This is a genomic window from Halomonas cibimaris, from assembly GCF_039537045.1.
GTDB classification, from domain to species: Bacteria; Pseudomonadota; Gammaproteobacteria; order Pseudomonadales; family Halomonadaceae; genus Vreelandella; species Vreelandella cibimaris.
The window spans coordinates 11,661-23,794 of record NZ_BAAAZT010000009.1 but is presented as its reverse complement, the minus strand read 5'-3'; the positions used below and the strand labels follow the sequence as shown (position 1 = coordinate 23,794).

Here is a 12,134-nt window from a genome sequence, read left to right as displayed (position 1 = left end):
ATGTGCCGGGCGTTTTGCTGTTGTGGAGGAGAACCATCATGCTGGGTTGGAAACACTGCCTTATTCCCTTGGGGCTGCTGCTGATGCCGCTGGCGGCGTCGGGGTTTGACTATCAGACGCCGGCGCTGAGCCCCGAGACCGCTTCGGGCTTTACCCAAAAGCCGGGCTGGGCTACGCAGTCGTTTGCCGTGGTAGCGGCCAATCCGCTGGCGGCAGATGCCGGCCGGCAGATTCTACAGGCCGGCGGCAGTGCGATTGATGCAACGATTGCCGTGCAGATGGTGCTGGCGCTGGTGGAGCCGCAGTCAAGCGGCATCGGCGGCGGCGGGTTTTTGCTGCACTTTGACGGCAGCGAAGTGCGTGCCTTTGACGGCCGGGAAACCGCGCCGGCAGGCGTTGATGAGACGCTTTTTCTCAACGCCCAGGGCGAGCCGCTGGCGTTTATGGACGCCGTTACCAGCGGGCGGTCCGTAGGCGTGCCGGGTATCGTCAAGATGCTGGAAAAAGCCCACAAAAAACACGGCAAGCTTGACTGGGCATCGCTGTTTGCCCCAGCGATAACGCTGGCCAAAAACGGCTTTGCCGTCAGTGAAAGGCTGCATCAGAGCCTGGCAAACGACGACGCCCTGCGGCAAAATCCGGCCGCTCGCGCCTTGTACTATCACGATGACGGCGCTGCGCTGGCCGTGGGCGAGACGCTCCAAAACCCGGCACTTGCCGCCATTTTTGAAAAGATTGCCGAGCGCGGCAGCAAGGCGTTCTATCAGGGCAAGGTGGCAAAAGATCTGGCCGCACGGGTGCAGGCACAAAAGATGCCCGGCAGCCTTGACGTTGACGACCTTGAAAACTACGAGGTCCAGGAGCGCGACGCCATCTGCACTCCCTGGCAGCAGTGGACGGTATGCGGATTTCCGCCGCCGTCATCGGGGCATCTGACCGTTATGCAGATTCTTGGCATATTGGATAACGAACCCATGGCCAAGGCGCCGCTGGACGGCGGCGCGCCGAGCGATGACTGGCTGCATCGTTTTCTTGAGGCGTCGCGGCTGGCCTTTGCCGATCGCAACCGCTACATCGCCGATCCGGCGTTTGTCGATGCGCCCGGCGGTGACTGGCGCACCCTGCTGGCGCCGGCCTACCTGAAGCGTCGGGCCGGGCTGATCGGCGCTGAGCAGAGCCTGGGAGAAGACGTGGCACCCGGCCGGCCCGGCGCACTTGAGATCAGCTGGGCGACGCCACCGCGTCAGCCGGAATACGGCACCAGCCATGTGAGCGTGATCGATGCCGACGGCCATGCGGTGGCCATGACCACCTCCATTGAGCAAGCGTTCGGCTCGCGTATTCTCGCCGACGGCGCCACCGGGCTTGCCGGCGGCTACCTGTTGAACAATCAGCTGACGGATTTTTCCTTCACCCCGGAGGTGGACGGCAAGCCCGTTGCCAACCGCGTGCAGCCGGGCAAGCGCCCGCGCTCCAGCATGAGCCCTACGCTGGTGTTCAAGCGCGCTGATGACGATGCGCAGGCAGCCGCTATAGGCCCGCTGGTGGCAACCCTTGGCAGCCCCGGCGGGGCCGCGATTATCCCCTACGTGGCCCAGACGCTGGTGGCACTGCGCGACTGGGGCCTTGATGCCCAGCAGGCGCTGTCGCTGCCGCACGTGCTGACCCTGGGCGACAGCGTTTACGTAGAAAAAGATCGGCTGCCAGCGGACACCCGAGCCGCGCTCGACGAGCTGGGCCATACGCTCAGCGACCGCGAGCTGACCAGCGGGCTGGGGGTCATCGTGCGCCGTGAAGACGGTTCTTTATTCGGCGGTGCCGATCCGCGTCGAGAAGGCGTGGTCATGGGAGATGAGGCTGAGTAAGCGTCGTTATCGCTTCAGCCAGCTGTGAAGCTTGAGCAGCAGCAAACCGGCATCGCTTAGCCGGCGGCGTTCGCCGAGCAGAGCGGCCAGGCGATCTGGGTAGTCGGTAATAATGGCATCCACGCCCATGTCGATCAGCGTCGCCATACGCTCGGCGTTGTTGACCGTCCAGGCGTGAACGTCGTAGTCGTAGGTGGCGGCCAGGCGCATTTCGTCTGCGGTAATGCGGTTGTGGCGCAGGCCCAGCGCATCGAAGCCGCGGCGGTCCAGCGTGCCGGGAATCACCAGCTGGGCAAGCAGCGTCAGGCGCATTTCGGGGGCCAGCTCGGCAAGCGTGGCCACAAGCGCGGGGGACATGGACGCCAGGCGCATTTCGCGCCGGGCATCCGGATAGCCGCAGCGGCCGTAGGCGGCGATAGCCGATTCGGCCTTTGCCCAGCAGGCGTAGCGGGTGTCCGTCTCCTGATTCAGCTCGGCGAGCACTCCGAGCGCCAGGTCGCGCCCGCGGCCCGGCGAGGGCTTGAGCTCGATCATGATGCCGGCCCGGCCGCGCAGGGTCTCAAGCACCTGTTCAAGCGTAGGAATGCGCTCGCCGCGAAAGTCGTGGCCGAACCAGCTGCCGACGTCCACGTTGGCAAGTTCTTCCCGGCTCAATGTGCCCAGCGCCCGGGCGTCGCCGGCAAGCCGTGCAAGCGTGCGGTCGTGGTAGACCATCACCGCGCCATCGGCGCTTAGCTGAACGTCCAGCTCCACCGCGTCTGCGCCTTCCTTGGCCGCCTGACGAAAGGCCGGCAGGGTGTTTTCCGGGGCGCGCATGGAGCTGCCCCGGTGGGCGATGATCTCGACGTCGTCGTCGAGCGCAAAGCTGCCTACGATCCACCAGGCCTGCAGAGCCGCCAGCACGATCACCCCAAGCTCTATCGCCCAGGCAAACCGCCCGGCGTGCGGGGTAGCAGCGCGTTTTTGATGCCGCCTGCCAAGCGCGAGCTGAAGATACAGGCAGGCAGAAAGAAGCGCGTTGAGCGCGATACCGGCAAACGTCAGCGCCAGGGTCAGCAGCACGTAGGCGGTGAGATAGACAAGCATGGCCGGCAGCAGCACGGCGTGATGCTCGGGCAGCCCGTCCAGAAGCGGGGTGAACAGGGTGTCAAAGGCAAGGGTGGCAAGTATCGGCAGCGCCACTACGCCGATCAGCACCAGCATTACCGCCGCCGCAATCGAGCGGCGCCACCCCTGGGTCAGCGCGACGCTGCGCTTGAGGGCGGTAACGGGGGCGGCGTTGTCCAGCGCCACCAGCGGCAGCGCCAGCAGCCAGCGCAGGTACAGCCGCCCGGCAAGCCAGGCCCACAGGCCCAGCACGGGCAGCGCGCAGGCAACGAAATACCACAGCGCCGGCGGCCGAATTTTTTGCAGATAGTAAAGTTCCATCCCGCCAAGCCAGGCGTCGTAAAGCCAGGTCATGGCCACCATAAAAGGCGCCACCAGTAAAAGGTGGCTGCCGACCTGCACGACCACCAGCCCCATCAGCGCCGGCAGTCGGCGAGTGCCGTGCCACAGCGCTTCCAGCGCCAGCCGGGAGTGGCTTGTACCGTGCCGGCTGGTGGCGATATACAGCATGCCCGCCTGCTGCCAGTACAAAAGCCCGAAGGCCAGCCCCTGAATCGCCAGGGCGCCGCTGATACCGGCCGGGGTGAACAGCAGGGCGATCAGCCGGTCAAGGGTGACGATGTCGGCCCCGAGCCGGGCATACAGCGCACGGCTGACCCAGGCAATAGCCGGCAGCGCGAGAAACGAGGCCAGTAAGGTAAACAGCAGATGAAACGCGACGAGCGCGCGCAGCCGGCTGCGAAATACGCGCCACAGCGATGCGGCCAGCCGGCGTAGCGGTGCAGCGCGGGAGGCAGAAAGCGACATGGATAGGCAACCTTCAGCTCGCGGAAAAAGGTGTGCGGTCTAGAGGGGCAGCGCCTGCTCGGCAATCAAAATACCGTTGTTGTCGGCGTACAGCCACTGGCCGGGGGCGACTCGGGTGCCGGCGATGTCCACTGCAATGTCCCGGGTGCCTTCGCCGCGCTTGTGGCTTTTGCGCGGGTGGCTGCCCAGCGCCTGAATGCCGATGGGCGTGGTGGCCAGCACGTCGACGTCGCGCACGCAGCCAAACATGATAATCCCCGCCCAGCCGTTGGCGTGGGCCTTTTCGGCGAGCATGTCGCCAAGCATCGCGCAGCGGTGCGAGCCGCCGCCGTCCACCACCAGCACCGCGCCGTTGCCGGGCTCGCTCACCGCTTCGCGCACCCGGGAGTTGTCTTCAAAGCAGCTGACGGTGCGCACCGGGCCGTAAAAGGCGCTGACGCCGCCGAAGTTTGTGAACGGCGCGACGATGGCTTCCACTTCCGGGTGGGCGTCGCAGATATCCGGGGTCACGATGTTATCGCTCATGGCGGGTGTCTCCCTTGAAACGGTCTTGAAAACGGTCTTGAAAAGATGGTCTTGAAAACAGTCTTGGTTTAAAAAACAGCCTTGAATAGCCGGCTGATTCACCATGAAAAAGCCGGCCTGAGAAGGCTCAGGCCGGCAGACAAGCGGATGCAGCTACGGCTTAGGCTTCTTCGGCGAGGGGAATGTAGTCGGACGCTACGTTCTGGTATTCCTCGATCTCGTGGAAGTTCATGTAGCGGTAGATCTCGCCGGCCATGGCGTCAAACTCGCTCATGTAGCGGCGGTACTCGCTCACCGTGGGCAGGCGGCCTTCCACCGCGGCCACGGCGGCAAGCTCGGCCGAGGCCAGGTACACATCCGCGCCGTCGCCCAGGCGGTTGGGGAAGTTGCGCGTGGAGGTGGAGACCACGGTGCTTTTGGCCGCGACCCGGGCCTGGTTGCCCATGCACAGCGAGCAGCCAGGCATTTCCATGCGCGCGCCGGCGCGGCCGAAGATGCCGTAGTAGCCCTCTTCGGTGAGCTGGTGCTGGTCCATCTTGGTCGGCGGGGCGAGCCACAGGCGGGTTTTCAGGCTGCCGGCGGGCTGTTTTTCCAGCAGTTTACCCGCGGCGCGGAAGTGGCCGATGTTGGTCATGCACGAGCCGATGAAGACCTCGTCGATGGTCTCGCCGGCGACCTCGGACAGCAGGCGGGCGTCGTCGGGGTCGTTGGGCGCGCACAGCACCGGCTCGGTGAGTTGGTCCAGATCGATTTCGATGACTTCGGCGTACTCGGCGTCGGCGTCGGCGCGCAGCAGGCTGGGATCGTCAAGCCAGGCCTGCATGCCCTTGATGCGCCGCTCGATGGTGCGGGCATCGCCGTAGCCCTGGGCCAGCATCCACTTGAGCAGGGTGATGTTGGAGGTCAGGTACTCGGTCACGCTGTCTTCGGAAAGCGTAATGGTGCAGCCCGCCGCGGAGCGCTCGGCGGAGGCGTCGGACAGCTCGAAGGCCTGCTCGGCGGTCAGGTCTTCCAGGCCCTCGATCTCCAGAACCCGGCCGGAGAAGGCGTTTTTCTTGCCCGACTTTTCGACGGTCAACAGCCCCTGCTGAATGGCGTAGTAGGGGATGGCGTGGACCAGGTCGCGCAGGGTCACGCCGGGCTGGCGCTTGCCCTTGAAGCGCACCAGCACGGACTCCGGCATGTCCAGCGGCATCACCCCGGTGGCGGCGGCAAAGGCCACCAGCCCCGAGCCCGCGGGGAAGGAAATGCCCATGGGGAAGCGGGTGTGGGAGTCGCCGCCGGTGCCCACGGTGTCGGGCAGCAGCATGCGGTTGAGCCAGGAGTGGATGATGCCGTCGCCCGGGCGTAGGGACACGCCGCCGCGGTTCATGATGAAGTCCGGCAGGGTGTGGTGGGTATCCACGTCCACCGGCTTGGGGTAGGCGCTGGTGTGGCAGAACGACTGCATCACCAGGTCCGCCTGGAAGCCCAGGCAGGCGAGGTCTTTCAGCTCGTCCCGGGTCATGGGGCCGGTGGTGTCTTGCGAGCCCACGGTGGTCATTTTCGGCTCGCAGTACATGCCCGGGCGCACGCCGTCCATACCGCAGGCGCGGCCGACCATCTTCTGGGCCAGGGTGAAGCCGCGGCCGGTGTCCGCCGGCTGCTCGGGCAGGCGGAAAATATCGGAGGCGGGCAGGTTCAGCGATGCCCGCGCCTTGGCGGTCAGGCCGCGGCCGATGATCAGCGGAATGCGGCCGCCGGCGCGCACTTCGTCGAGCAGCAGCTCGGTTTTCAGCGCAAAGGTGGTGATCACCTCGTTGGTACCGTGGCGGCAGACTTTGCCGGCGTAGGGGTAGACGTCGATCACATCGCCCATGTTGAGGTTGTCGACGTCCATCTCGATGGGCAGCGCACCGGAATCTTCCATGGTGTTGAAAAATATCGGGGCGATATTGCCGCCGAAGCAGAAGCCGCCGGCGCGTTTGTTGGGCGCGTAGGGAATGTTGTCGCCGAAGAACCAGAGTACCGAGTTGGTCGCGGACTTGCGCGATGAACCGGTGCCCACCACGTCACCCACGTACACCACCGGGTGGCCCTTGGCCTTGACCGCCTCGATCTGCTTGAGCGGGCCCTTGACGCCCGGCTCTTCCGGCTCGATGCCGTCACGCGGGTTTTTCAGCATGGCGTTGGCGTGCAGCGGAATGTCCGGGCGCGACCAGGCGTCCGGCGCGGGGGACAGGTCGTCGGTGTTGGTTTCGCCGGGCACCTTGAACACGGTCAGGGTGATCTTTTCGGCAAGCGCCGGCTGGGACAGAAACCACTCGGCCTCGGCCCAGGATGTCAGTACGTCCTGGGCGACGGCGTTGCCCGCGCGGGCGCGCTCTTCCACGTCGTGGAAGGCGTCAAACATCAAAAGGGTGTGCTTGAGCTGCTCGCCGGCCTCTTTGGCCAGCGCGTCATCGTCGAGCAGCTCGGTCAGCGAGGCAATGTTGTAGCCGCCCTGCATGGTGCCCAAAAGCTTTACCGCGTGGACCTTGTCGATCAGCGGAGACTCGGCTTCGCCTTTGGCAATGGCGGTGAGAAAGCCGGCCTTGACGTAGGCGGCCTCGTCCACGCCCGGCGGAATGCGCTGGGTAATCAGCTCCAGAAGGAACTCTTCTTCGCCCGCCGGCGGGTTTTTCAAAAGCTCCACCAGGGCGGCGGCCTGCTCGGCGTTAAGCGGTTTGGGCGGAACGCCTGCCTCGGCGCGTTGGGTAACATGTTGGCGGTAGGCTTCGAGCACGGTGGACCCTCGGGTTGGCTGGGAAGGCGCGGCTGCCGGCTGTGTCGACAGACACAGCACAGTTCGGGCGCAGCCGGAAGGCCGGCATACGCGATAGGGCGGCGCAGCGGAATGGCGCAATAGTACGTTAAACCGTTGACAATGTTAAGCGAATGGCGTGGCGGCCACATGACACTTTGGCCGCAGCCGATGGCGTAAAATGACGCCTGCGGCGCGCTCGGCGGCGCATTACGGTAGTGCAGCTACCCGGGCAGGTGTGATTGCCGCGTCGCCGCGTTACCATACGCCTTCGCTGTTTTATGCCCGATATTTCTACGCTCGACACTTTCATGTCGGATATTTTTAAGCTCGATACTGTTCATGCCCGACAGCAGCGCGCGTCGGACATCGGCTGCTTGGGTACTTTGCCATGACTCATTTTGAATCGTCTTCTATATCTTCCCCTCACCGCTCCCTTTCTTCCGGTGCCGATGCGGACGCTTCTTCCCGCGCTACCGCGGCGAACCGCGTCTTGCCGCCTGCCGGTCACGGCATCAGCGCTGAGCATCTGCTGCCCGCGAGCCTGCTGGATTTTCTCGCCTGCGCCACGCCGCACGCCTGGCTGGAATGGGCCATGGCGCATCCGCAGACGCTTTTGATCGATCATGCCCAGTGCGAAAAAAAGGCCGCCTCCACGGCCATGAACCTGCTTTACCGCTATGTGGATCAGCCGCTATTGCTGAGCAAAATGTCTCAGCTGGCGCGCGAGGAGCTTTTGCACTTTGAGCAGGTGATCAAGCTGATGGAAAAGCGGGGCGTGGCCTATCATCATCTGAGCGCTTCACGCTACGCCGAAGGGCTGCGCCGCCATGTGCGGCCCAACGACCCTGAGCGTTTGATCGATATTTTGATCATCGGTGCGCTGATCGAAGCGCGCAGCTGCGAGCGCTTCGCGCGGCTGATTCCCTATCTGGATGAAGAGCTGGCGCAGTTTTATCGCACGCTGGTGAAATCGGAAGGCCGCCACTACGAAGACTACCTGCTGCTGGCCGGCCGGCAGACCCAGGCGCCGCTGGACGAGCGCATTGCGTTTTTCGTTGCCTGCGAAGCCGAGTTGATCAGCGCACCCGATACGGATTTTCGTTTTCATAGCGGCGTGCCTGCCTAGCCAGCCGCTGAGCCAGGAACTTTGCCCATGCGCGATGCTTGCGAGTCTGACCAGCTTGTCCTTCTGGGGCATTTTTCGCTCACGCGGGATCGGGACGTGCTGACCCGCTTTAGCTACGACAAGGTCAAGGCACTGCTGGTTTATCTGCTGCTCCATCGTCAGCCGGTGAGCCGCACGACGCTTGCCGAGCTTTTATGGCCGGATCAAGCCGTGTCAACCGGGCGCACCAATCTGCGCCACGCGCTGCACTGCCTGCGCCAGTCGCTGGGGTCGCGCGGGGATGACCTGCTGAGCGTATCGCGCCAGGCGATGGCTCTGACCCTGCCGGACGACTGGCAGGTCGATCTTAAACAACTGGAAACGCTGCTCGACGGCCCGCGAGACCTGGCGGGCCTTGAGGCGGTGCTGGCGTGCTATCAAGGAGACCTGGTCGAAGAGCTCGAGCTGGCCAGCTGCGCGGCCTTCCAGCGCTGGCTGGTTCAGGTGCGCAGCGAATGGCGGCAGCGCGTTATACGTTTTATCGAGCAAGTGCTTGAGGCGCATGATTCGGTGCCGGACAGCGTGCTGGCGACGTTGACCCATCGCTTTTCCGGTTACGGGCCGTTTCATCAGCGCCGGGTCAAACAGCTGGCCGAGCAGGGGCAGCGAGCCGCAGCCCACGAAGCATACAGCGCCTATCTGCAGCTGCTGGCGCTGTCCGGCCAGCAGCCGGAGCCGGCATTTTTGCGGCTGGCGCGCTACTGGTCGGACGGCGAGACGCCGCCGCGGGGCATGTCGCCCCAGGGCGCCTATTCGCGCGCGCTGGCCGCTGACAGCGCGGCGCTGCGTGAAGACGAAATCGAGCTGCGCCAGCTGTCAGTGATGGCGATTCGCCTGAGGCTTGAGGGCGAGTGGCAGGAGCGTGGTGCGCTGCAGCACTGTTTGACGCTGCAGCTAGCGCTGCTGCGCTGGCTGGAGCAGCAGTGTCACCATCTGGGCGGCTTCTGGCTGCCCGGCGCCACCGGCGGGCTGGGGCTTGCCTGTTTTGGCACCCACGGGCCGGCGCATCAGCTGGCCGAGCTGGTCGCGCTGTACGAACACTGCCGCCATGCGCTGCCCCAGCAAGCCGCGCGCTGCTGGCAAGGAGACGGCGCGCCGCCGCACTTCACTCTGGCGGCCGGGCTGCACAGCGGCCGGGCGGTCTATCTGCCCGAGCGGCAGCTGGCCGATCCGCTGGGCCAGGTCACCCAGACCTCCCTTGAATTGATGAACGCAGCGGAAGACAGCGAGCTGGTGATCTCCCGCCAGGCAAGCCAGCACATGCCGCCGGCGCTGGATTTGCAGCCGCGGCTGACTTCGCGGCTTGTCGCAAGCGATGGCCAAGTGCGCCTGAAAGCGCTGGCGCTGGGCCGCCATGACAGCGGCGGGGATGCCGTGCCGCCAAGTTTGATCGGGCGGGAAACCGCGCTTCGTCAGCTGCACGACGGGCTGGCCCGGGCCGGTATCGGGCTGCGCCAGAGCGTGATGGTGAGCGGGACGGCCGGCATGGGTAAATCGGCTCTGATGGTGAGGTTTCGCCAGCTTGAGCTAAGCCGCGGCGCGGCGATTTGCTGGCAGCCAATGACGCGGCTGTCGGTGCTGGAGCCGTACGCCGTTGCCCGCCGCCTGGTGGCCTGGCACGGCCGGGCGCACCCCGGGGCGTCGGACCTGCGCGCGCTGCAACGCCGGCTAAAGATGCCTGAGCTTGAGGCCGGCCGCCAGCGGCTGCTGGAAGAAGCGCTGGGGGCGTGCGAGCAGGCCGATATAGCGCGGCTGACGTGCACTGCAGAAGCCACTGAGCTGGTCGTGGCGCTGGTGCAGCGGCTGATTGAGCATCTGGCCGGCAATCGCCCCGTGGTGCTGATGATTGATGACCTGCAGTGGGCCGACGAGCCTTCGTTCAAGGTGCTTGCGGCTCTTCAGGCGCGTCTGCCCATCCATACAGCGTTCATGCTGGTCGCCAGCCAGCACGGCCGTGAGGCGCTGCCGGGCAAACTGTACTGGGATCAGCAGGTAGCGCTGGGGCCGCTGGATGGCGAGCAGTCATCGCGACTGCTGGCCTTGCTTGCCCGGCGCTACCGGCTGCACTTGAGTCCCCGGCTGCGCACGCAGATCATCGAGCGCTGTGACGGGGTGCCGCTGTATCTGCAGGAGCTCTGTCGGCGGCTGGACATTGACCGGCGCGAAGGGCGAAAGGTGCAGCTGGATACGCTGCCCAACGGCCTTTTCGGACTGCTGGCCAGCCGTATTGATCAGCTGGACGGCGATCGTCACGTAGCCCACGTGGCCGCCATGCTGGGCCGCCGTTTTCGCCTGGACTTTCTGGCGGCGTGCAGTAGCTGGGAGCCCCAGGCGCTTGATCGCGCGCTGGAACACATGCGCAGACGAGAGATCATCGAGCCGGCAGGTGAAGCGCAAGGGGGCGTTCAAACCTACCAGTTCAGCCACCAGCTTTTGCAGGAAGCGGCCTGCCTGTCGTGCCCGCGGGACGTGCGTCAGCGGCTGCATCAGCTGGTTGTCACGCTGATTGAAGAGCGCTTTCCGGTCTGGATCAGTCGCCATCCGGGCGATTTCGCCATGCACCTGAGCGGCAGCGGCCACGATGCCCGTAGCGCACGCTACTTCGAGCTTGCCGCTCAGCAAGCGCTCAAGGTCAGCGCCAATCGTACGGCGCTGCGTATGGCGGATGCCGGGCTGGAAAGTCTGGAACGTGTGGCTCATGAGCCGGCGCGCGCCATCAGCCTGCTGACGGTGCGCGGCCAGGCGGCGTTTGCGCTTGAAGGTCACGGCTCGCCTGCTGCGCTGGAAAGCTTTGAACGTGCCCGTGAAATGCTGCGACAAACGCCGCAGGACGATGATACGCCCGCGGATTCGGGCGCGGTATTTTTGGTCAAATGGGGCCTTTGGGTGGCACGCAGCCAGCGCTATGACCATAACGAGGCCCGTACCCTGGTGGCCGGCCTGGCAGGGCTTGCCGCGCAGCTCAAAGAGCCGCGCTACCGCCGGCTGGCCGACTACGCCCGGGCCCACTGTGCCTATTGGTCAGGCAACGTAGGCGAGGCGCATCGTCAGCTGGAGGCGCTGGACCCGCTCAATACGCCGATGATGATTGAATGGCTGCCGTTTTCTGATCACCCTCAGGTCAGCGCTGCCTGTTTTCACAGCTGGGCGCTGTGCCTGCACGGTGACTATGCGCGTGCCGAGCGCCAGGTGGAAAGTGCCATACGGCTGGCCCAGCAGATCAATCATCCCGGTACGCTGGCCATGGCGCATCTGGTTGGCTCGGCGCTGTACCGCCAGCTGGGGCACGTGCACATGGCCAGCCGCCATGCCGAGCAGGCCGCTGCCCTGTCCGATACGCCGGATCTGGCCCTGTGGCAGCTTTCCGCCCGAGGGGTGCTGGGCTGGCAGCGTGCCTTGGGCGGCGATGCCGGTGGGCTTGCTGAACTTGAGCAGTGCCTGGCGCAAATGGCCGAACTGACCGGCTTTGAGCGCTATCTACGCCCGGTGCTCTGGTACACCGATGCCTGCCTGGCGATGGATCAGCTAGGTGCGGTAGAAGGGTATCTCGACCAGTGCCTGAGCATCGCCCTGGAGCGCGATACGCTGTTTTTGCCCGAACTTGCCATGCAGCTGGCGTACGTGCGTGCGCGCCGGGGGCAAGACGTGCAGGCGCTGGCGGAGCTGGCGCTGCGCCAGGCGCGCAAGCAGGGCAATCGCCATCAGGAGCTGGCGGCTCTGGAACTGTGGCTGACCCATATTGCCCCGGACGATCCTGCCGCGCTGATCAGCTTTCGGCGCCTGCTGGGCCGCGTGCGCCACAGCGATGCGCCGGTACTGCTGCGCTGGACGCGTCTTGCCGAGCGGCGCTTGGCGGTTTCCGGGGCGCCGTGATCGTTCG

General features: G+C 65.3%; 6 protein-coding genes. 3 read left to right on the top strand and 3 right to left on the bottom strand.

Features of this window, described 5'->3' with window-relative positions; all coding sequences use genetic code 11:
- Positions 1-38 precede the first annotated feature (38 nt).
- On the top strand, positions 39-1,865 hold the full coding sequence (gene ggt / locus ABD654_RS00695; RefSeq protein WP_344701277.1) for a gamma-glutamyltransferase: 1,827 nt from the start codon (positions 39-41) through the stop codon (positions 1,863-1,865).
- A gap of 6 nt (positions 1,866-1,871) precedes the next feature.
- Here ggt and ABD654_RS00690 read toward each other — a convergent pair whose 3' ends face one another.
- The 3 genes from ABD654_RS00690 to acnB form a co-directional block, all read right to left on the bottom strand.
- The gene (locus ABD654_RS00690; protein WP_344701275.1) at positions 1,872-3,779 is read right to left on the bottom strand and encodes a glycerophosphodiester phosphodiesterase family protein; all 1,908 of its coding nucleotides are present in this window, start codon (positions 3,777-3,779) and stop codon (positions 1,872-1,874) included.
- A gap of 39 nt (positions 3,780-3,818) precedes the next feature.
- A complete protein-coding gene (rraA, locus tag ABD654_RS00685; RefSeq protein WP_344701273.1) occupies positions 3,819-4,304 on the bottom strand; it encodes a ribonuclease E activity regulator RraA in 486 nt (161 codons plus the stop codon).
- A gap of 160 nt (positions 4,305-4,464) precedes the next feature.
- Complete coding sequence (gene acnB, locus ABD654_RS00680) at positions 4,465-7,068, bottom strand: bifunctional aconitate hydratase 2/2-methylisocitrate dehydratase (RefSeq protein WP_344701271.1); 2,604 nt, start codon at positions 7,066-7,068, stop codon at positions 4,465-4,467.
- Positions 7,069-7,579: 511 nt separating this feature from the next.
- Between acnB and ABD654_RS00675 the strand changes: the two genes are divergently transcribed.
- Positions 7,580-8,215, top strand: a complete 636-nt coding sequence (locus ABD654_RS00675; RefSeq protein ID WP_344701269.1) for a MiaE family protein — start codon at positions 7,580-7,582, stop codon at positions 8,213-8,215.
- A 27-nt stretch (positions 8,216-8,242) separates the two neighbouring features.
- Complete coding sequence (locus ABD654_RS00670; protein ID WP_344701267.1) at positions 8,243-12,127, top strand: ATP-binding protein; 3,885 nt, start codon at positions 8,243-8,245, stop codon at positions 12,125-12,127.
- Positions 12,128-12,134 lie beyond the last annotated feature (7 nt).

Coding starts and splice junctions, on each gene's coding strand:
- ggt (WP_344701277.1), top strand. CDS start 39: ATGCTGGGTTGGAAACACTGCCTTATTCCCTTGGGGCTGCTGCTGATG.
- ABD654_RS00690 (WP_344701275.1), bottom strand. CDS start 3,779: ATGTCGCTTTCTGCCTCCCGCGCTGCACCGCTACGCCGGCTGGCCGCA.
- rraA (WP_344701273.1), bottom strand. CDS start 4,304: ATGAGCGATAACATCGTGACCCCGGATATCTGCGACGCCCACCCGGAA.
- ABD654_RS00670 (WP_344701267.1), top strand. CDS start 8,243: ATGCGCGATGCTTGCGAGTCTGACCAGCTTGTCCTTCTGGGGCATTTT.